General features: G+C 68.6%; 20 protein-coding genes and 1 tRNA gene. 13 read left to right on the top strand and 8 right to left on the bottom strand.

Going from position 1 to position 18,243, the window contains the following annotated elements:
- Positions 1-15: 15 nt before the first annotated feature.
- Entirely contained in the window at positions 16-1,005 is a 990-nt protein-coding gene (locus ACWEOI_RS23450) for a zinc-binding dehydrogenase (RefSeq protein WP_452360995.1), read from the bottom strand.
- A 296-nt stretch (positions 1,006-1,301) separates the two neighbouring features.
- Here ACWEOI_RS23450 and ACWEOI_RS23445 point away from each other — a divergent pair, with 296 nt between their 5' ends.
- From ACWEOI_RS23445 to ACWEOI_RS23410, 8 genes are all read left to right on the top strand, one after another.
- Positions 1,302-2,015 carry a hypothetical protein gene (locus tag ACWEOI_RS23445; protein ID WP_452360994.1) on the top strand — a complete coding sequence of 238 codons (714 nt, stop codon included), beginning with the start codon at positions 1,302-1,304 and terminating at the stop codon, positions 2,013-2,015.
- Between the two features lie 215 nt (positions 2,016-2,230).
- The gene (locus ACWEOI_RS23440; protein WP_452360993.1) at positions 2,231-4,141 is read left to right on the top strand and encodes an ATP-binding protein; all 1,911 of its coding nucleotides are present in this window, start codon (positions 2,231-2,233) and stop codon (positions 4,139-4,141) included.
- Positions 4,138-4,551, top strand: a complete 414-nt coding sequence (locus ACWEOI_RS23435; RefSeq protein WP_433667096.1) for a roadblock/LC7 domain-containing protein — start codon at positions 4,138-4,140, stop codon at positions 4,549-4,551. Before ACWEOI_RS23440 ends, ACWEOI_RS23435 begins: the two co-directional genes overlap by 4 nt.
- Positions 4,548-4,901 carry a DUF742 domain-containing protein gene (locus ACWEOI_RS23430; protein WP_357086153.1) on the top strand — a complete coding sequence of 118 codons (354 nt, stop codon included), beginning with the start codon at positions 4,548-4,550 and terminating at the stop codon, positions 4,899-4,901. Before ACWEOI_RS23435 ends, ACWEOI_RS23430 begins: the two co-directional genes overlap by 4 nt.
- Positions 4,882-5,484 (top strand): ATP/GTP-binding protein, encoded by a 603-nt coding sequence (locus tag ACWEOI_RS23425; protein ID WP_433667097.1) that lies wholly within the window; start codon positions 4,882-4,884, stop codon positions 5,482-5,484. Before ACWEOI_RS23430 ends, ACWEOI_RS23425 begins: the two co-directional genes overlap by 20 nt.
- The gene (locus ACWEOI_RS23420) at positions 5,481-6,740 is read left to right on the top strand and encodes a cytochrome P450 (protein ID WP_452360992.1); all 1,260 of its coding nucleotides are present in this window, start codon (positions 5,481-5,483) and stop codon (positions 6,738-6,740) included. The genes ACWEOI_RS23425 and ACWEOI_RS23420 overlap by 4 nt, the downstream gene beginning before the upstream one ends.
- The gene (locus tag ACWEOI_RS23415; RefSeq protein WP_452360991.1) at positions 6,737-7,963 is read left to right on the top strand and encodes a cytochrome P450 family protein; all 1,227 of its coding nucleotides are present in this window, start codon (positions 6,737-6,739) and stop codon (positions 7,961-7,963) included. Before ACWEOI_RS23420 ends, ACWEOI_RS23415 begins: the two co-directional genes overlap by 4 nt.
- Before the next feature lie 143 nt (positions 7,964-8,106).
- On the top strand, positions 8,107-8,373 hold the full coding sequence (locus tag ACWEOI_RS23410; RefSeq protein ID WP_433667100.1) for a GlsB/YeaQ/YmgE family stress response membrane protein: 267 nt from the start codon (positions 8,107-8,109) through the stop codon (positions 8,371-8,373).
- Positions 8,374-8,626: 253 nt separating this feature from the next.
- Here ACWEOI_RS23410 and ACWEOI_RS23405 read toward each other — a convergent pair whose 3' ends face one another.
- The 3 genes from ACWEOI_RS23405 to ACWEOI_RS23395 all read right to left on the bottom strand — a co-directional run bounded on the left by ACWEOI_RS23405 (position 8,627) and on the right by ACWEOI_RS23395 (position 11,954).
- Entirely contained in the window at positions 8,627-9,595 is a 969-nt protein-coding gene (locus ACWEOI_RS23405) for an AraC-like ligand-binding domain-containing protein (protein ID WP_433667101.1), read from the bottom strand.
- 110 nt (positions 9,596-9,705) lie between these two features.
- Positions 9,706-10,563, bottom strand: a complete 858-nt coding sequence (locus tag ACWEOI_RS23400; RefSeq protein WP_452360990.1) for a hypothetical protein — start codon at positions 10,561-10,563, stop codon at positions 9,706-9,708.
- A gap of 380 nt (positions 10,564-10,943) precedes the next feature.
- Positions 10,944-11,954, bottom strand: coding sequence for a GAF domain-containing protein (locus tag ACWEOI_RS23395; protein WP_452360989.1), 1,011 nt, complete (start codon positions 11,952-11,954; stop codon positions 10,944-10,946).
- Positions 11,955-12,173: 219 nt separating this feature from the next.
- Between ACWEOI_RS23395 and ACWEOI_RS23390 the strand changes: the two genes are divergently transcribed.
- The gene (locus tag ACWEOI_RS23390; RefSeq protein ID WP_452360988.1) at positions 12,174-12,683 is read left to right on the top strand and encodes a hypothetical protein; all 510 of its coding nucleotides are present in this window, start codon (positions 12,174-12,176) and stop codon (positions 12,681-12,683) included.
- Between the two features lie 71 nt (positions 12,684-12,754).
- Here ACWEOI_RS23390 and ACWEOI_RS23385 read toward each other — a convergent pair whose 3' ends face one another.
- Entirely contained in the window at positions 12,755-13,966 is a 1,212-nt protein-coding gene (locus ACWEOI_RS23385) for an FAD-dependent monooxygenase (RefSeq protein WP_452360987.1), read from the bottom strand.
- Positions 13,967-14,104: 138 nt separating this feature from the next.
- On the opposite strand from ACWEOI_RS23385, the gene ACWEOI_RS23380 reads away from it, so the two are divergent.
- Complete coding sequence (locus ACWEOI_RS23380; protein ID WP_452360986.1) at positions 14,105-14,725, top strand: YdcF family protein; 621 nt, start codon at positions 14,105-14,107, stop codon at positions 14,723-14,725.
- A complete protein-coding gene (locus ACWEOI_RS23375) occupies positions 14,683-15,123 on the top strand; it encodes a hypothetical protein (RefSeq protein ID WP_452360985.1) in 441 nt (146 codons plus the stop codon). The genes ACWEOI_RS23380 and ACWEOI_RS23375 overlap by 43 nt, the downstream gene beginning before the upstream one ends.
- A 147-nt stretch (positions 15,124-15,270) precedes the next feature.
- On the opposite strand, the gene ACWEOI_RS23370 is transcribed toward ACWEOI_RS23375, so the two are convergent.
- The 3 genes from ACWEOI_RS23370 to ACWEOI_RS23360 all read right to left on the bottom strand — a co-directional run bounded on the left by ACWEOI_RS23370 (position 15,271) and on the right by ACWEOI_RS23360 (position 16,050).
- A complete protein-coding gene (locus tag ACWEOI_RS23370) occupies positions 15,271-15,525 on the bottom strand; it encodes a Txe/YoeB family addiction module toxin (RefSeq protein ID WP_433667107.1) in 255 nt (84 codons plus the stop codon).
- Positions 15,522-15,812: a type II toxin-antitoxin system prevent-host-death family antitoxin gene (locus tag ACWEOI_RS23365; RefSeq protein ID WP_433667108.1), complete on the bottom strand. Its 291-nt coding sequence runs from the start codon at positions 15,810-15,812 to the stop codon at positions 15,522-15,524. The genes ACWEOI_RS23370 and ACWEOI_RS23365 overlap by 4 nt, the downstream gene beginning before the upstream one ends.
- A 165-nt stretch (positions 15,813-15,977) precedes the next feature.
- A tRNA-Asn gene (locus tag ACWEOI_RS23360) sits at positions 15,978-16,050 on the bottom strand.
- Positions 16,051-16,318: 268 nt separating this feature from the next.
- Here ACWEOI_RS23360 and ACWEOI_RS23355 point away from each other — a divergent pair.
- Positions 16,319-17,977: a zinc ribbon domain-containing protein gene (locus ACWEOI_RS23355; RefSeq protein ID WP_452360984.1), complete on the top strand. Its 1,659-nt coding sequence runs from the start codon at positions 16,319-16,321 to the stop codon at positions 17,975-17,977.
- Complete coding sequence (locus ACWEOI_RS23350; protein WP_213560124.1) at positions 17,907-18,152, top strand: hypothetical protein; 246 nt, start codon at positions 17,907-17,909, stop codon at positions 18,150-18,152. Before ACWEOI_RS23355 ends, ACWEOI_RS23350 begins: the two co-directional genes overlap by 71 nt.
- The last annotated feature ends 91 nt before the right edge of the window (positions 18,153-18,243 follow it).

The following is an 18,243-nucleotide window of genomic DNA, read 5'->3' as shown; positions in this document are numbered from 1 at the left end:
ACACGCCGATGACGGTCAGACCGTGAGCAGGGTGCGGCCCAGCGCGGCGCGCGATCCGATGGCGGTGTGCGCCGCCGCTGCCTGGTCGAGCGGGAAGGTCTGGCCGATCACGACTTCCAGGCGCCCGGCGGCGACTTCGGCGTGCGCGCGCTGGTGCAGCGCGAGCCAGTCGGTGTCGGGGGTGGTGAGCTCGAACAGCGTCACGACGGTGACCTGCTGGGCCGCAGCGGCTTCCGCGTCCACCGCGGCGAAGCCACCGGCGGCATTGCCGTAGGCGATGAGCAGACCGCCCGGCGCGACGGCGGCCAGTGCGTCGCGACCGATCTCGCCGCCCGCGCCGTCGAGGACCACCCCGACGCCGCCGGTGCGTTCGCGCACCCGCTCGGCCCAGCCGGGCTCGGAGTAGTCGATCACCTCGTGCGCGCCGAGACGTTGCGCCAGCGCGAGTTTCGCCTCACCGCGGGCGGCGGCGATCACCCGGGCTCCGGCGGTGCGCGCCAATTGGACCAGCAGCGTGCCCAATCCGCCCGCGGCAGCGGTGACCAGCACCCACTGCCCCGGTTCGATGGCGGCCCGGTCCGCGATGGCGAGCACGGTGCGGCCGTCGTGGACCAGGGCGGCGGCCTGCTCGAAACTCAACTCGGCGGGGATGGCCGCGAGAGTGTCGGCCTTGGCCAGGGCCAGTTCGGCGTAGCCGCCGATGGGCAGGCCGCCGCCGACGCCGCTGGCCGCGGTGGGGGTGGCCACCCGCTTGCCCACCCACGCGGCGTCGACATCGGGGCCGACGGATTCGACGGTGCCGGTGACCGCGCCGCCGGGGACGAACGGCGGTTCGGCCGGGAAGTACTCACGCGCTACGCCGCTGCGCAGCATCGTGTCCAGGAACATGACGTCGGCGGCGGCGACCCGCACCACCACTTCGCCGGGTCCGGCGACGGGGTCGGGCACCTCGCCGACCTTCAGCACCTCGGGCCCGCCGAACTCTTCGACCTGCACTGCACGCATCTCGTTGCCTCCCTCTCGCTTCCGACGACCGCTTCGACCGGCCGTCGCTGCACCCAGCATCGAACCTCGACATATGTTGAGGTCAAGGCCGGGCGGCGAACGTTCACTCCGGGCGAACACGGAGGTTCTGCTTTCGAGACAGGCAGCGAGCCCTGACCTGCGCCGCAACTGCTCGGCGAACTGCTGCGCCGGGAAAATGAACCCGGAGACACGCCGCGGAACAAAACACACTCGCGGCATGTCCGGGCCAGGCTGTTCGGGTGAGCGCTATCGCGTCGATGAGGATCGCCGGGTCGGTGAGCGAGACAGCGGCGAGCGGTATCGCCGCGGCGGGAAATCTCGTACCGCTGCTGGCCGCCGTGTGCGCGCTCGTGGCGGCGATCGCCCGGCTACCGCGCTGGCGTTCCGCCGAATCCCGGCCGTTCACCATCGCTTTGGCGTTGCTCGCACTGTGGGCACCGCTGCGCGCGCCCGCCGTCAACAGCTCGGCCGACGAATTGGCGCTGCCGAGCGGGCATTTCGAGGGCTTCCCCGGACTGGTCGCGGATCTGGCGCTGGTCGGCGCGGGCGCGCTGATCGGGGTGACGGTGGCCGACCTGTGGGGGCGGGCGCTGTTGAAGCGCGCGTTCTACGTCGGGCTCGGCGCGCTCGCGGCGGCGCTGCTGTTCACCTACGACCCGCTGCACCCGTCGTACATGACCATCGAGACGCACAAGTGGATCCTGGCCCTGTCGGGCGTCGTGGTGAACGCGGCGGTGGTGGCCGCGGTGGCGCGCAGCCAGCGCGTCGCACCCGAGGCGTTCCGGCTGCCGTTGTGGCTGTTCATGTTCGGCGGGCTGAGCGGTGCGGCGCTGGCGCTGCTGCGGGTGATCACGCTGGTGCGTCCGGCCGGGCCGCAGGTGCATTCGTGGTCGCCGATGGTCAGTATTCCCATCTTCGGATTCGCCCTGGGATCGCTCCTCGCCGGCGCCCGGCTGCGCCGACAGGAATTCGACGACCTCGACGTCTGACCTGCGCCGTCGACCCGCTGTCCCAGCGGATGGGACGGATGTTTGCCCGTGGGTACGCGCTCGGGTAGCGCCGCTGACCGGGGGCGCTTATGCTGCGTCCGGCAGAACCGAATCCGCTTGGCGGTCCGGGCATTTGGCACGGTATTTCGCGAGGCGGGCGCGGTCGGGGGCATCGGGGCGTCCGCCCTGGTGGACGTAGTTCGGAAGTGCGGAGCGTGTCGGAATCAGTCAATCCGCCGAACGGGGAACAGCACACCGTTCGGAGTCAGCGCCCGCCGTATGTCACGACGGCCGTCTCACTGGTAGCCACCGCGATCGTGGTCGCGGTCGCGGTCCTGCTGTCCCCCAACGAATTCCGGATACCGCTGGCCATCGGGGCGAGTGTGGCGGCGTTGTTGCTGACCGGCGCGCTCACCGCGGCCGCCTACTACCGGGACCGGGTGCACGCGGTGCGCCGCGAGGCCCTGGCCTACACCGCGCAGGCCGATGCCCATGTGGCCGCGACCATGTCGGCCGCCCAGGCGCGCATCACCGAGTCCGAGGCCCGGGCGCACGACATCCGTGAACACGCCGCCGAACAGGCCCGCGCCGCCAAGGACAACGAGCACCGCCGGGCCGCGGCCATGGCCGCCTTCGCCGGGGCCGCGGGCCGCATGCAGGCCATGAGCACCTCCATGCTGGCCGAGCTGCGCGAGATGGAACACCGCCACGCCGACCCCAAGGTGCTGGCCGACCTGCTCGAACTCGACCACCGCACCGCCCAGGCCGGACGGCTCGCCGACAGCATCGCGGTGCTCAGCGGCGCCCGGTCCGGCCGTCGCTGGGCGAAACCCATTGCCATGGAGTCGATCCTGCGCGGGGCCATGGGCCGCGTCGCCGGATACCAGCGGGTGCGGCTGCGCGCGGTCACCGAGATCGCCGTCGCGGGCCACGCCGCCGAGGGCGTCATGCACGCGCTGGCCGAGCTGCTCGACAACGCCTGCAACTTCTCCCCGCCCACCACCGAGGTGCACGTCTACGCCGCCGAGGTTCCGGCGGGTGTGGTGATCACCATCGAGGACAGCGGCCTCGTCATGAGCGAATCCGCCCTCCGCAGAGCCGAATCCGCGGTGGCGGGCCCGCGCGCCGACACCGACCTCTCCTCCCTCTCCGGCACCCGGCTGGGTCTGGCCGTGGTCGGGCACCTGGCCCGCAAGCACGACCTGACCGTCAGCTATCGGCCCTCCGCCATCGGCGGCACCGCCGTGGTGGTGGTCATCCCCCGCGAGCTGACCACCCGCCTGGAACGCCAGTCCGGCACCCTGTCCCGCCTCACCCCGGTGGCGGCCGCCGGCACCGTCGAACCCCAGATCGCCCGCGCCCCAGCGCGATCGGAGGACTCGGTCGCCGAACCCGCGTGGGCGGGCTCGGCCACCGCACCGGGACGCGGCCCCGAGCTCGCGACTCCTGACACTGCCGCCGACCGAGCGCGTGGAGCCGAATTCGCCGGATCGGCCCGCACCGGGTCCGTCGCCCCGGCGAGCGGAGAACGACCCGAGCCCAGCTCGGCAGCACCCGATTCCTCCCCGGTGAACTACGCCGATCCCACCAACTCGGCACGCACCGGTCCGGCGCAGTTCCCCGCGAGCGGCAGCGGCCAGGGTCATCAGCAGGACGAATCCGGCTCGCACGCAGCGACTTCCAGTGGCCTGCCGAAGCGGCAGCGCGGCAGTACCCTGGCCGCCGTCCACCCGGAGGGCCTGGCCGTTCCGGCGGCCCCGCCCCCGCCGCGCCCCCCGGCCGCTCCGTCGTCGATGGCCGCCTTCCAGCGCGCCGTCTCCGGCCGGGAGGCCCCCGCCGACGCGGGATCCTCGCCGCTCACCAACCTCGATCCGCCCTCGAGCGGCCGCATCCCCACCGTCTCGACCCGGCCGGATCCGCTCGGCCTCGACGGTTCGAGCGACGCCTCCCCGCTGCCGAGGTCACTGATGGACGCGGTCCGGCGCGGAATCGATCTGCGCGACAACGCCTCCGCGGCGTCGCATTCCGCCGGCCGGACCGCACAGCTCCCGGACGGCGAGAGCGGTCGCGAGCCCGGCCCCGGCGCTTACCCTGCCCCTGCGAACCCCTGGGAGACCGATCGATGACACCGTCCGCCACACATCTGGGCTGGCTGTTGGAGCAGTTGCTGGTGCGCACGCCGCGGGCGCGGCACGCGCTGCTGCTGTCGGGGGACGGTTTGAAGATCTGTCATACGCCGGGGCTCGGGATGGACAGCGCCGATCAGCTGGCGGCGATCGCGGCCGGGATCCAGAGCCTGTCGCACGGGGCCTCGGTGGAGTTCGGGGACGGGCGCGGCGGCGTGCGGCAGTCGATGACCGAGTTCTACGGGGGCATCCTGTTCATCGTGGAGGCCGGGGTGGGCGCGCACATCGCGGTGGTCGCCGCGGAGGACGCCGACGCCGGACTGGTCGGCCACAATATGCGCGAGCTGGTCGAGCAGCTCGGCGAGCATCTGGCCGCCGCACCGCGAGTACCGGGGGCGAGCGTGCCGTGACCAGGCCAGACGAGGATCCGGATCGGCTGTACACGCTGACCGGCGGTCGCAGCCAACCGGATTCGGACGCCTTCGACCTGGTCACCCTGGTGGTCAGCGAGAGCGCTCCGGTGCGTGGCATGCAGTCCGAGCACGCCGCCATCCTCGATATGTGCCGCGCGCCGACCGCGGTGGTGGAGATCGCGGCCGAGCTGCGCCTGCCGGTGGGCATCACCGTCATCCTCCTGTCGGACCTGCTGCACGCGGGCAAGATCACGGTGCGTCATCCGGATCACGCGTCGCGGCAATGGAATTGGCTGCCCACTACCGACACGCTGGAAAAGGTGCTCGTTGGACTCCGCAAACTCTGACCTCCGCCCCACCCGGGCCGAGGCTCCGCTGCCCGCCGACGCCCGTCAGGGCCTGAAGATCGTCATCGTCGGCGGCTTCGGCGTCGGCAAGACCACCATGGTGCGCTCGATCAGCGAGATCCGCCCGCTCGACACCGAGGCCACCATGACCCAGGTCGGCCAGGACGTCGACGACCCGGCCGGGATACCCGGAAAGTCCACCACCACGGTGGCTTTCGACTTCGGCCGCATCACCATCGACAACGAGCACGTGCTCTACCTGTTCGGCGCGCCCGGCCAGGAACGCTTCTGGTTCCTGTGGGACCGGCTGTTCACGGGCGCGCTGGGCGCGATCGTGCTGGTGGATCAGCGCCGGATCGCCGACTCCTGGTACGCCATCGACCGGCTCGAACATCAGGGCACGCCGTTCATCGTGGCCTGCAACAGCTTCGGGCCCGGACCGACCATGGCGGAGGTGCGGGAGGCGCTGGATCTGGGCCCGCACATCCCGCTGGTCGAATGCGATGCCCGCCTGCGCGATTCGTGCAAGAACGTCCTGATCACCCTGGTCGAGTACCTCTACCACCCGGAGACCGTCTCATGACCTCGCCCGCGCAGGGCAGCTGCCCGGTGCCCCACGCCGCCATGGCGGTTCCGCTGAGTGGCCCCCGCTTCCACACCGACCGCAACTCCCTCTACCGCGAGATCCGCCGCGACCACGGCCCGGTCGCCGCCGTCGAGCTGATCGGCGGGATCCCGGCCTGGCTGGTGCTCGGCTACCGGGAGATGCACCAGGTCACCAGCTCGCCCGAACTGTTCCCGCGCGACGTGAGCCTGTGGAACCAGTGGCAAAACATTCCCCCGGACTGGCCGCTGCTGCCCATGGTCGGCACACCCATGCCCTCGATCTACTTCACCGCGGGCGCCGAGCACCGCCGCCACCTGGCCATGGTGGAACCGGCGCTGGAATCGGTGGACAACTTCGAATTGCGCAGGGTCGCCGAGGGTTTGGCCGATCAGCTGATCGACGCCTTCTGCGGGCGCGGCACCGCCGACCTGGTCGCCGACTTCGCCGAACCGCTGCCGGTGCTGGTGCTCGCCGGACTCCTGGGCATCCCCGAGGTCGAGGGCCCCGGGCTGGCGCGCGCCATGAAGGTGATGGCCGACGGCGGCGCCGACGCCCAGACCGCGCACCTGCAGTTCATGCAGTACATGCAGCACCTGCTGGCCATGAAGAAGGCCGCGCCCGGCGACGACCTGGTCTCGCGCATGCTCGCGCAGCCGGGGCACTTCACCGACGAGGAATACGTCAACGACCTGATGGCCGTGACCGCCGCCGGGCATCTGCCCACCGCGGACTGGCTCATCAACTCGGTGCGGCTGATGCTCACCGACGACCGGTTCGCGGCCGCGCTCGGCGGTGGCCGGCGCAGCGTGGACCAGGCCATGAACGAGGTGCTGTGGGAGGACTCCCCCAACTCGATCCTGGCCGGCCGCTGGGCCGCCCGCGACACCCGGCTGGCCGACACCCAGATTCGCGCCGGTGACCTGGTGCTGCTCGGGCTGGCCGCCGCGAACACCGATCCGCATGTGCGCCAATCGGTCGGCGACGGCATCAACAGCGGCAACAACGCCCACTTCGCCTTCAGTCACGGCGAGTACCGGTGCCCGTTCCCGGCACAGCAGATCGCGGAGACGGTGGCGCGCACCGGCATCGAGGTGCTGCTGGACCGGCTGCCCGACATCGATCTGGCGGTGCCCGCGGCGAGCCTGGTGCGCCGGCCCTCCCCGTTCCTGTGCGGAATGACTTCTCTGCCCGTTGTTTTCACACCTGTTCGTGCTCTCGGAGGTTTCCAGTGAGTTCCCCCTGCCCGCATGCCATCGCCATCGATCCGATGGTCGGCGATCTCGCCGGTGAGACCACCCGTCTGCGCGCCGCCGGGCCGATCACCCGCATCGACCTGCTGGGCGCGCCCGCCTGGACCATCACCGATCACACCGTGGCGCGGCAGCTGCTCACCGACGCCCGGCTGGTCAAGGACATCAACGCCTGGAAGCTGTTCAGCGAGGGCGTGATCACCCGGCAGTGGCCGCTGATCGGCATGATCGACGCCGGGCGGTCCATGTTCACCGTGGACGGCCCCGAGCACCGCCGCCTGCGCATCAAGACCACCCAGGCGCTGACCCCGCGCCGCCTGGAAGAGCTGCGCCCCACCGTCGAACGGCTCACCAAGGAATTGCTCGACGACCTCGACGCGGCAGGCGGCGAGGGCGCGGTGGTCGACCTCAAGCAGATCTTCGCCTACCCGCTGCCCATGCGCGTGATCTCCGAGCTGATGGGCGTGCCCCGCGAGGACCATCCCATGCTGCTGGACTGGTACAAGAAGTTCTTCTCCATGATGACCCCGCAGGACGAACGGCTGCGGGTCATCGACGACATGGACGTCTACTTCACCGCGATGGTCCGCCGCAAGACCGCCACCCCCACCGACGATCTCACCAGCGCCCTCATCCTGGCCGACGAGGGCGGCGAGCCGCTCACCGAGGAGGAGGTGGTCGGCAACCTCAAGGCGCTGGTCGCCGCCGGGCACGAGACCACCGTCAGCCTGATCCTGAACACGGTGCGCGCCTTGCTGGCCCGGCCCGAGCAGCTGGCCCGGGTGCGGTCGGAGGAAGTGGAGTGGAAGCAGGTCATCGAGGAGTCGCTGCGCTTCGACGGCCCGGTCACCCACCTGCTGATGCGGTTCGCCACCGAGGACATCACGGTCGGCGACACCGTGATCGAGAAGGGTGAGGGCGTGGTCATGTCGTACCGCGCGATCGGACGCGACACCGGCGTATTCGGTGACGACGCCGACGAATTCGACATCACCCGGCCGACCGCGCACCGCAATATCTCCTTCGGCTACGGCCCGCACATCTGCCCCGGCGCGGCGCTGGCGCGGCTGGAGGCGGCCATCGCGCTGCCCGCGCTGTTCGACCGGTTCCCGGCGCTGCGGCTGGCCGGCGCGGATTCGGACATCGTGAACCTTCCGGTCATGACGCAGAACGACATCGCGGCGCTGCCGCTGCACCTGGTCTGACCGCTCGCGCACGCGCCGGGACCCTGTTTCCGGCGCGGGCGGTTGTGTCCGCCACGGGCGAATTGGGGTGTTTCGGCTCGCTCATCACCGGCCTTCGCCCTGCTACCGTCGACGCAGCGGAACCCAACGACAAGGAGAATGTCATGGGCGGCATCATCATGATGATCATCATCGGCCTGATCGCGGGCGCGATCGCCCGGCTGATCGTCCCCGGCAAGGAGGACTTCGGCATCATCTGGACCGCGGTGCTCGGCATCGTCGGCGGCTACGTCGGCGGCACGCTCGGCAGCCTGCTGTTCTCGCCGCACGAGTTCAGCGTGCATCCGCCGGTCAAGCACGCCTTCCTGGGCGCGATCGTCGGCGCGATCGTGGTGCTGGCGATCTACAAGTGGATCCGCGCACGCGTCTGAGCGCATATCGAAGACCACCGCTCGGGGCGGGGCCGCTGGAACGCGGTCCCGCCCCTTGTGGTTTCGGCGGCGTTGCACGCGATGAGGGGTCCGTACAAGGCCGCCGCCGCCACGACGCCGTCCCCACGGCGCCCCCGGGTCGCAGGTGGTCTACGCCCCAAGCTTTCTACGTACCTACTTAGTAGATACGTAGAAGTTAGCAGAAGGTTGCGGCTGGATCAACGGGCGGATTTCGTCGATCGGCGGGCGGAGATCAGTCGCAGCCGGTCTCGCGGTAGGCGGCCGGGGTGGTGCCCATCTCGACCCGGAACGCGCGATAGAACTGCCGCTCATTGGTGAAGCCGGAACTGTGCGCGATCGCGGCCACCGGGAGATCCCTTCGCGCGGTGAGCAATCCGCACGCGTACTCGACCCGCATCCGGCGCAGCAGCGTCGCCGGGCCCTCTTCGAACTCCTCGAGCACGCGATACAGGGTCCGCCGCGACACCCCGCAGCCCGCCGCGATCGCCTCCACGGTGAGATTCGCGTCGAGGCAGTGCTTCCGGAGGAAATCCAGCACCTGACGGCGGGTGAGGGTCTCCGACGCCTCGCCCGGCATCGAGCGGCCGGAGATCAGGGCGATCGCGGAGGACAGCAGATCCACCGTCGAACCGGCCAGCACCGCGGCCTGCGCGGGGTCGGTGTTCTGCAGTTCGGTCAGCTCGCGCAGGAAGGTCGTGACCACACCGGCGGGACTGTGCTCCATCACCGTGGTCGCGGTCGGGATCTCGGAGGGGGCGATGCCGGAGCGCTGCCGCAGCCGGCTCAGCGGCACCTGCACCGCGGACATCTCCCACGCGCCCTCGAACTCCCAGTGGTACGGGCGGGTGCTGTCGTAGAACACCATCTCGCCCGGACCCACCTCCGCGATCCGGCCGTCCTGATGCAGCCAACCGCGGCCCGCGATCTGAATGCTGGTGTGCAGGAACTCGTCATCGGTGCGGGCGATCAGGGTGCGGGTGCGATGCACCCGCTGTTTGCTCGCGCCCAGCGTCGACAACTCGACCTCGTTGTAGCGGCCGTGCACGATCCAGCCCTCGAAGCGCTCCTGCTCGCCGGGCGACACCGCCAGCGGCACATACGCTTCGCTCAGCCCCGCCTCCCACTGCTCGAACAACTGCCCCGCCTTGACCCCCTCGCCGCCGCGGACGTCGACCCGCCGAACCCCCTGCAAAACACCCACTCCGATCGATCCACCACCGCGGTTCCCGCCATTTTCTCATGGGCCCCGATTCGAGCCCAGAAGCGCGCCAGGCCCTTCGACGCCGTCCGGCTCGCCGCGGGCGGCGCCGATCACGCCGCGGTGTTCTCCTCCGTCACCGCGTGCCCGGTCGCGGCACGGGCCAGGGTCGCCCAGTTCTCGGCCTGTTCGGCGGCCAGCTCGGCGATCAGCGCGGCGTGACAGGGCGAGAGCTCGCAGGCGAGATCGGCCCAGGCGGCGGGATCGGCGGGGAGGGCGGCCAGCAGGGCCAGCAGCTGCCTGCCGGATTCGGTGCGTTGCAACGCGGGATCCGGGCACAGGGTGCGCAAGGCGGGGGCCTGCTGGGCGCGGTCACCGGCGGCCGAGTCCGAACGGCGTTGCATCGGACGGGGATCGGTGAGGTGGACGCGCTCGGGGCGGCGATGGACCTCGTCCGGCGCGGCCGCCGGGGTCGGGCACGGGCGCGGTTCGCAGGCCGGGAGCAACGCTGTTCTGCGCCGGATGGCCGCGATCGCGCGCTCGGACAGACCGAGTGTCATGGCCAGCCGGCGATCCGACCAGTCCGGGTAGTACATCAGCGCCTGTTCGGCGGCGGCCTTGCGATCGGCGGCGGACAGCGGCAGGCCGTGCGCGGTGTTCAGCCGGATGGCCAGCAGCAGGGCTTGCCCGTCGTCGCCGTCGAAGTAGACCGCGTCGATCCACTGCGACCCGCTGCACTGCGCGGCCCGCACGCGATGAGCGCCGTCGATGACAGTCATGCTCGGCCGGTGCACCACGATCGGCGGCAGCGCCGCGGCGACCTCCGACAGCGCGGCGACATGCCGCGCGTTCTCCCCGGATTGCCGCAGCGTCGCGCCGATGTGCACGCGGTCCAGGGGGATTCGGACGATCTCGGCGGGATTCGGCTCGAGCCCGCGGACATTCACGCCCCGATAGGTGCGCAACCCCATCGATCGCACCATACGAGCCGCCAACCACTGCCGGATGCCGGTGAGAAGACGCAGCCACCACGCATTGTTCGGTCCGAGCACTGTTGCCGCCTCCCTACGCCGAGCAGCCACGACCGCCGGAGCCGCAGAAGCGTTTCCGGGCAGGGCCTGTCAACGACGCGCCAGGCGGTCTCACGGGGAGAACCGGCAAGATTCCCGCTCGCACGGGTGCGTACTGGCGGCAGTGTAGCGATTCGGACATTCGGTGATCAATTGAGCAAATCCCCCGCCCACCTGCGTATTTCCCCCTTGATCACGCTGACCTGCCGCAAACCCGCGACGCGCGGTCAACCGCTGTTATATACCCAACAAACATTACTGGTGGTTTGTTTGCTGGCCGGCTAATCCACCAGGTCCGGGTCCCGCACCGTCACCAACGCGGCCGTCGTGTACTGATCCAGCGCCATCAGCACCGCCCGTGCCCGCACCACTTTCCACCCACCATCCAGCGTCCGCAACCGCAACACCCCCGATGTCCGCGACTGCGCCAGATCCCGGCTCATGGCCTTCGCGATCCCCAGATCCTCCGGATGAATCCCCGGCTCCGGCTCCCCCGCCAACGACTGCCACGCGATCCCCGGCATCGCCGGCCCCATCCACCGCAACAACCGCAGATTCCGCAGATCCACGATCGCCCGATAATCCCCTTCCGCCGCAGCCGCATCCAGCACCCGATGCTCCAGAATGACGGGTGGCGGCGCCGAACTCACCTCGGTCGCGTCCCCGATGTCATGCGTAACGCCCCGCATGAAGATCTCCGGCCCCTCGGCGGACGTGCGCTCCTCGAGGATCCGGCAGGAGAAGTGCGCCGCCCGCAACGCACCGTCATCCCGCCGCACGGTCCACACCGCCTGATGCTCGGTCCCGGGAGCCGACCGCACAATCTTCGCCAGCGCATCGGATTCGTCACTATTGGTGATGACGCGGGCGAACACCCCCGCGATGGCATGCTCCCGAGCCCGGTTCTCCGGCGCGACCCCGTACAGCTCGAGCAGATCATCCGACCGCGTGGATTTCGACGTCGAGAGGTTGAAGTACCACGCCCCCACGCGATCTCGCGGCGGCAACTCCTCCTCGACCGGGCCCGACCACAACAGCACCGCGTGCACTCGTTCCGGTGTGATGTGCAGCGGCACCGTCACCGTGCGCCGCCGCCCGTCCTCGCTCACGAGATCCACCGACCCGAGGCGGGCCAAGGTCGCCGCCACCGCGCCACGAATGGCCGAGAGGGTCTCTCGCTGCCGGAACATCTGGGTGAGCGGGACGAATTTCCTTGGCGCACTTCCGAGTCCGACCACCGTTGGCTCGCCGCCGCCGAAGGTCTCGATCAACAGCCACCGTGTACCGCTCACCACATACTCCCCTCTCGTCCCCTGACCATGAGTACACGAGTCTTCCCCAGCGCGGCACCGGCCGGTATTCGCTACTCGAGTCAGGCCTTCCCCCAAGACTTTTCACCGAGCGGTCCGCGTTGAGCCATTCCCGCCAAGTTTCACGTTCGGCCTGCGAGTGATCGGCGGCGGGGTTAATTTGGTCATGCGTCCAGGTTTTTCGGGGAAAGCAGTACTTCGATGCGAAACATCATTCTGATCACCGCTTCTATCGGTATTTCACTCGCCATCGCGGCCGCGCCGGCGGCCGCCGAACCACCCACAGTAGAAGGTCCCGGGGTTGCCCAGGCCGATCCCACCGCATTGGATCCCGGCATGACCTGCCTCGAGGGATTCCTCAAAGGCTGGGCCAGTTCGGCCGCCACCGGCTCGGTGACGGGTTCCGCGCTCGGGTTCCTCGGCGGTTCCGCCGCAGGCCCCGAGGCCGGTCTCGCCGCAGGTCTGACGAACGGGATCATCACGGCTCTGACCAGCGGCTCCGGCGGCGGACTCGCCACCTGCGCCCTCGACGAGCTGGCCAATGGGGGCGGCGACGCCTTCCTCGGCTCGACAACCGGGCCGGGCCGGGGATACCTGACAGGGTCCGCCAGTGGGTCCGCGTCAGGATCGGCCACCAGCGACCTGCCGGGTGCGGTGATATCCAGCATCCTGTCGGGACTGCTCGGCGCGGCGACCAGCGGCTCGAGTTAGCGGGCCAGTCGCACGAAAAGGCCTTCACCGACCGGTTGATCGGTCGAGGAAGGCCTTTTCGGCGCGGTGGATCAGTAGGTCGGGAGGACGTAGTCCTGGGTCTGGTCCAGCATTTTCATCATGATGGGGCGGAACAGCTTGGTGGTCATGAGCTTTCCGACCTGCTGCATCATCTTCAGGCCGAGCTTCGAGGTGGGGAGCATCATCTGGATGCCGCCGCCGGGGAGCTCCTTGGCCTTCTCCAGGAACGGGGTGACCTGCTCCTCGTAGCGGGCCAGGGCGCCGTCGATATCGGCTGGGGTAGCGGCGATTTCGCCCGCCAGCAGGTAGGCGCCGACGATGGCCATGGCGGTGCCCATGCCGGTCATCGGAGAGCCGCAGAAACCGGAGTCGCCGAGCAGGGTGACGCGGCCCTTCGACAGGGTGGGCATGTCGACGCGGACCAGCTCGTCGAAGTAGAAGTCCTCGGTGGTCTCCAGGTGCCCGAGGGCCTCGGGCACCAGCCAGCCCGCCTCCGCCAGCATGTCGCGAATCAGCTTGCGCTGGGCGGGGATATCGCGGCGCAGGGCCGGGTCGGCGTCGGTGCGCAGGGTGATGATGGCCTTCGAGGTGGCCGGGTCGAAATCGGGGCGCAGGCCGAGCGAGGCGCGCGGCACCACGTGCATGGACATCCAATCCTTCTCCACGCCCGCCGGAGTGGGGATCGTGTAGAAGGACATGTAGCCGCCCAGGTAGGTGGTGAACTCCTCCTCCGGGCCGAACACCAGCTTGCGGGTGCGGGAGTGCACGCCGTCCGCGCCGATCACCAGGTCGTAGCGCTCCTCGCGGCCCGAGGCGAATCCGACCGTGGCGCCGTCGGCATCCTGGTCGATGGTCTCGATCCAGTCGCCGTAGCGGTAGTCGAGTTCGCCTGCGGCACCGGCGAGTTCGGTGAGCAGCACATTGTTGAGGTCGCCCCGGCTGATCTCGATGTCTGCCACCGGACCCTTGCCGTCGAACATCTCCATCGACATCCGGTACACCGACGACCCGTCCGCCTTGACCAGGGCCATCCCCTTCTCGTGCAGCAGGCTCTTCTTGATCCCCTCCATCAGCCCCATCCGCTCGGCCACCTCCCGGCTGGGCCCACGCAGGTCGACAGCCTGCCCGCCGGGCCGCGGCGCGTCCGCCCGCTCGACTACGGTGACCGCGATACCGGCCCGGAGCAACTGCAGGGCAACAGCATTGCCGGCAATGCCGCCGCCGGCGACCAGGACGCGGAGGGTGTTGGCGGTGGTGCTCATGGGGTGTCTCCCGGTTCGTGGTGAAGAACGTTTGTCTAAGACATATGTCTACACGAGGTCTGACACGTTTGTCTAGAACAAATGTCTAACACGGTGGCGAGCGTAGGCTCGAACGGGAATCAACGCTGGTGAGAGGACATGAACGTGACGACCCGCAGGGGACGGATCGGGCTGTCGATCGGGGCAGTCGTAGCGGTTGCCCTCTGGGGTGAGTGGGAGAACTGGCGTGCCTCACGCAGATTCGTGGGGTCCGCTCCCGGCACCACGGAGGCGGTCGTCGTGCTGGGCTATCGCAATGCGGGCACCCGGGCCAATGTGATGAACCGTTGGCGGGTGCGGGCGGGACTACGGTCCGTCGACCCCGCCGCAGCCAGCAGCCGGCTCGTCCTGTGCGGCGGCGCCTGTGCCGGCCCGACCCCCGAAGCCTTGCTGATGGCCGACTACGCCACCGCCCATGGCTATCGCGGACCCCTCACGGTCGAACGACAGAGCCGAAGCACCTGGGAGAACATCGCTTTCGCCCTCCCCTACCTGGAGAGCGTCGACCGGATCAAAATTGTCTCGCTCCCCTACCACGCCGAGCGAGGCCGGTCCTACCTCATCCGCCAGCGCCCGGACCTGGCCGAGCGGCTCGTCCGCGGCGCCGAATACCGCTTCGGCGAATGGATGCCACTGAAACCCCTACTCGCCCTGTACGGCCGAGGAAAACTGGTGCGATGGCCGATCTCGTACTCACGCCGGAGCGGCGCGACCAGCTAGCCGCCCTGCTCGCCGACGAACATCGACTGCGGACGCAATTCCCCCGGGTTGCCGAATATTTGACGACAGCGCCGATGCTGTCAGGCACCGGCGACGACGCCACGGACGCCGCCTTCGACCTTCGCCTGGTGCATTACCTGACCTGCGGCGAGTCCCGGAACCCGTACTGGGACATCGTCGCGGCATCCGTGAGTGAGTGTAACGGCCGTCGCGTGGTGAACGGCGGCAGTTCATCCGGCAGCGGACGCCTGGCCTACGCGCAGACGATCCTGCAAGCGGCCTACGCGTATGCGATTCCCTCACCTCAGACGATCGCGTGGATGCGCGAGTTCTGTGGGAGCAGAACAGTGGTGGAGCTCGGCGCGGGACGCGGCTACTGGACCGCACAGCTCACCTAAGTCGGCGTGACCGTGCAGGCCTACGATTCACATCCTCCGCACGTCACCGACAACGCCTTGTCCCCCAACGCAGTTGGCCAAGGCTACCGGCTTCCCGTTTCGGGCACGAGCGTGAACAAGGAAGGGCAAGACGGCCTTCAGACCCGTCTAGTAGTGGTATCGCGCCTGAACGATCGTGATCGTCTCGCCTGCAACCGAATAGATCAGGCGGTGTTCGTCGGTGATCCGACGCGACCAGTAGCCGGATCTGTCGGCCCGCAAGGGTTCCGGCTTGCCGATGCCTTCGAACGGGTTGCGGGAGATCTCGGCGATCAGGCGGTTGATCTTCGCGAACATCTTGCGGTCCGCGGTGATCCAGTGCTGGTAGTCCTCCCAACCGTTCTTGGTGAACGTGATGTTCATTCGTCCTCCGCTTCGATTCGGGCGGCCATATCTTCCAGCTCGCCTAGGGAGAACGTCACCACCTCTCCGGCCTCCGCCTGAGCCATACCTTCCGCGAGGCGCTTTGCGTTCGCCGGAGAGCGGTACAGATAGATGGTCTCGCGCCACGAGTTGAAGTCCTCTTCACTCATAAGAACGGCGTTGCCCTTCTTACTGGTGATGTGGATCGTGGTGTGGTCGGTGTTGACTTCTTCGATCAGCGGGAACAGCTTGTTCCGAGCTTCGCTTGCCGACACGGATTCAGTCATCGCTACATCCTATTCCGGTACGGGACACTTGTACGGTACCAGAAACCGGTACAAGTTGGGTTTGCGCTTGACGAAATCCGTTCGGCGCGAAAGCATCTAGCGCGCAGACAAACGAAAAAAGCCCCTGACCGTGCGGGGGTGAACCGCGGGTCAGGGGCTTTTCGGCTCCCCCATCTGGACTCGAACCAGAAACCTGCCGATTAACAGTCGGCTGCTCTGCCAATTGAGCTATAGGGGATTGTTTCCCTGGCTGGCCCTTCCGGACCGGCCGGGGAAAACTTTAGCGTATCGGTTGTACAGTTCCCAAATCGTGGCTCTACCTGCGGGAATATGGACGGGGGCGAGATGGGGTGCCGGATCGACAGGGGCGGGGTGGGGGCGGGCAGGGCCGGAGGCGGGATGGTATGTGCGAAGAGTCGCGGGTCCGCTGGAAACGCGTCCGTTCTGTCCTTCTGTTCGCGCTCGGGGCCTGAAGTTGTCGGTGGCCTCATGTATTGACTGGAGTCATGAAGCCCGCTGCGGAGGTCGCTGCGATGAGTTGCCGGTCCTACCGGCTGCCGTCATGCGCGAACGCGGCGAAACTCGCGCGGGTCGCGGCGGTGTTGCCGGTGTGGCAGGCCGGGCTCGGGCGGGCCCAATCGGCGGTGCGGCGACAGTTGTTCACCACCGGTGTACTGCCCCGGTGGGTGGACACCAAAGGCTGGGACGACGGCTTATCGCAACGGCAGTGGGACTCGGTCGGTCAGCAGGCGGTGGCCACGCACCGGTCATGGCTGGGCAGCTGCGAACGCGTGTTTCGCGACCTCGTCACCGGCTCAACTCTGCCCGAGAAGGTCGCCGAGGATCTGCTGTACGTGAACAAGGCCAACGCCTGGTACCGGCAGCCCGGCCTCGGGCAGGACGGGGCCCAGGCCGGGCAGATTCAGATGTCGAAGCACCGTGTGATCGCGGCCGAGATCTTGACCCTGGCCCGCACGATCATGCGCCAGGTCCGCAAGCGTGTCGGGGCTCCGGATCTGCGGCGTGTCCGCACCATGGTGATGGACGGCAAGATCGCCGTCGTCGAATCCCCGAAACACGCTGGCACACACGCTTATTGGGTCCGGATTTCCACCCCGACAAGAAACAAGCCGGCGTGGATCCCACTGCGCACCCAAGCGGCGTTCGAGGCGCGCCTGGCGCGCCCGGGCGCGGTGGTGGCCAACCACTGCCAAGTCATCATCACCGGGGAGGGCCGGGTCGAGTTCCGGCTTGTCGTGAAAACCAGGAAAGCGATACCCGGTGACGGGCGGACCCGCGACCTGGGCGTGGACTGGGGCATGGCGACTTTGTTCGCGACCAGTGCTGGCACCTTGCACGGGCGCGACTTCCTGGACCGGTTGCGCGCCTACGACGCCCGTCTGCAACCGCTGGTCGCGGCGTTGAACCGCCAGCACATCCGGTTGCGGGATTCGCGTCGTTACCGGGCTTTGGTCCAAGACATTCGCGGGTTCGTCACCAACGAGGTCAACCGGTGCTTGAACCGAATCCTGAACCCAGACAAGGGCGGCGCACCCGATGTCGCCCGAGTCATCGTGGAGAAGCTGGACTTCCGCGGTCTGGCCCAGGCCGGCAAACTGTCCAAACGCCTGCGCCGACTGCTCGCGTTCTCGGGCCGGGCCGCGGTCGACACCAAACTCGCTTCCCTGCGTGAGGATCTGGGCATCGAGATCCTCGAAGTCCCTGCCGCGTACTCCAGTCAGGAATGCGGCAGCTGCGGATACACCGCCAGAAGCAACCGTCGAACCCAAGCACGCTTCCGGTGCCGGTTCTGCGGGAGAACCGTCCACGCCGACATTGGCGGAGCCCGAACACTGCTGAGACGTTCTCACCTAGTGGGCTCCGACTCGTCTCGGAATCGTGGACAAGTCCTGAATGCCCTCGACGAACGATTTCAGTACCGTTGGGGCTGGACGTTCGCCGAGATCGCTCAGCGACAGCGTCACGGGACGGCACGAGTCACGCCCACTGCCGATCCTCCGGACACCACCGGAGGACGACAAAAAGACAACGGATTACCATTCGTGTCTGACCCTATGGGAGGAGCTTCTCGGGATGCTGCGGTTGATCATCGGTGTGGCGGCTGGGTATGTGCTGGGCGCCAAGGCCGGGCGGGTTCGGTATGAGCAGATCAGTAAGACGACCCGCGCGATCAGTGAGAGCCCTGTCACGCGGAAGGTCGTGTTGATGGGGCGGCAGAAGCTCGCGGACAAGCTGAACACCCAGCCGAAGCTGGAGCCGATGGTGCCGCTGGACGAGCGGACCACGATCCTGGTGCCGCAGGACCAGCTGCGGCGCTGAGGGATTGGGGCTTTGCCCCTTGCCCCCTGGTGGGGGCTGCGCCCCCACACCCCTGCCCGGAGGCGGCGAGCTTCGCCGCCTGCCGGGTGCG

It is taken from the genome of Nocardia sp. NPDC004340, assembly GCF_053602575.1.
The sequence above is the reverse complement of the archived record's forward strand: the minus strand, read 5'-3'. Positions and strand labels throughout refer to the sequence as shown.

What these genes read in the sequence shown, in the direction of transcription:
- ACWEOI_RS23450 (WP_452360995.1), bottom strand. Translation starts at nt 1,005, where the DNA reads ATGCGTGCAGTGCAGGTCGAAGAGTTCGGCGGGCCCGAGGTGCTGAAG.
- ACWEOI_RS23375 (WP_452360985.1), top strand. Translation starts at nt 14,683, where the DNA reads ATGGCCGATCTCGTACTCACGCCGGAGCGGCGCGACCAGCTAGCCGCC.
- ACWEOI_RS23390 (WP_452360988.1), top strand. Translation starts at nt 12,174, where the DNA reads ATGCGAAACATCATTCTGATCACCGCTTCTATCGGTATTTCACTCGCC.
- ACWEOI_RS23410 (WP_433667100.1), top strand. Translation starts at nt 8,107, where the DNA reads ATGGGCGGCATCATCATGATGATCATCATCGGCCTGATCGCGGGCGCG.
- ACWEOI_RS23420 (WP_452360992.1), top strand. Translation starts at nt 5,481, where the DNA reads ATGACCTCGCCCGCGCAGGGCAGCTGCCCGGTGCCCCACGCCGCCATG.
- ACWEOI_RS23355 (WP_452360984.1), top strand. Translation starts at nt 16,319, where the DNA reads ATGAAGCCCGCTGCGGAGGTCGCTGCGATGAGTTGCCGGTCCTACCGG.
- ACWEOI_RS23380 (WP_452360986.1), top strand. Translation starts at nt 14,105, where the DNA reads ATGAACGTGACGACCCGCAGGGGACGGATCGGGCTGTCGATCGGGGCA.
- ACWEOI_RS23350 (WP_213560124.1), top strand. Translation starts at nt 17,907, where the DNA reads ATGCTGCGGTTGATCATCGGTGTGGCGGCTGGGTATGTGCTGGGCGCC.
- ACWEOI_RS23370 (WP_433667107.1), bottom strand. Translation starts at nt 15,525, where the DNA reads ATGAACATCACGTTCACCAAGAACGGTTGGGAGGACTACCAGCACTGG.
- ACWEOI_RS23385 (WP_452360987.1), bottom strand. Translation starts at nt 13,966, where the DNA reads ATGAGCACCACCGCCAACACCCTCCGCGTCCTGGTCGCCGGCGGCGGC.
- ACWEOI_RS23400 (WP_452360990.1), bottom strand. Translation starts at nt 10,563, where the DNA reads ATGGGGTTGCGCACCTATCGGGGCGTGAATGTCCGCGGGCTCGAGCCG.
- ACWEOI_RS23365 (WP_433667108.1), bottom strand. Translation starts at nt 15,812, where the DNA reads ATGACTGAATCCGTGTCGGCAAGCGAAGCTCGGAACAAGCTGTTCCCG.
- ACWEOI_RS23435 (WP_433667096.1), top strand. Translation starts at nt 4,138, where the DNA reads ATGACACCGTCCGCCACACATCTGGGCTGGCTGTTGGAGCAGTTGCTG.